The organism is Amaricoccus sp. W119 (genome assembly GCF_047275745.1).
In the GTDB taxonomy this organism is placed as follows: Bacteria; Pseudomonadota; Alphaproteobacteria; order Rhodobacterales; family Rhodobacteraceae; genus Amaricoccus.
The window spans coordinates 1-554 of sequence record NZ_JBKQWU010000219.1 but is presented as its reverse complement, the minus strand read 5'-3'; the positions used below and the strand labels follow the sequence as shown (position 1 = coordinate 554).

At 59.9% G+C, this 554-nt stretch carries 1 tRNA gene; it reads right to left on the bottom strand.

The window, feature by feature from the left end:
* Nucleotides 1-268 precede the first annotated feature (268 nt).
* Nucleotides 269-345: transfer RNA gene (locus ACLJK8_RS23100), tRNA-Arg, on the bottom strand.
* Between the last annotated feature and the right edge of the window lie 209 nt (nucleotides 346-554).

Sequence of the window (554 nt, the reverse complement as noted above, 5' to 3'; positions counted from 1 at the left end):
GATCGGATACAACGCCCCGATCTCGCTCCAAAACGTCCCTGGCGTGTCCGGCCCGCCAGCGTGACAGAGCCCGGAAATTCCAGAGCCGGGCGGCCTAACATTGGGGGCAGCTGGAACCCCGGAACAATCCGAGCGACAACTGGCCTAGATCCCTAGTCCACCAAACCGGGGGACCATCACTACCTTCGGTGGAGAGCAATCTCAAGCCATCCGCATCGAATCTATTGAGTATTCTATTAAGATGGGCGAGCAACTTCCGTGTCGAAAATGGCGGACTCGGCGCGATTCGAACGCGCGACCTTCGCCTTCGGAGGGCGACACTCTATCCAGCTGAGCTACGAGTCCAGAGCCGAGGCGTTGGTATATGGCTGGGGTGAGGCTGTCAACCTCAAGCGATTGCGGAGAACCACCGCCAGCACGCCTAACTAGGGTCGGGACCCATAACCAGAAGATGACGGTCGCTGCGATGCGGATGGCACTCATGAATGTGTGGGCGCATCGGTTGTATCGAGTGGCGACGCGGCGCCGGTCCTTGAGCCTGCCGAACTTGCGCT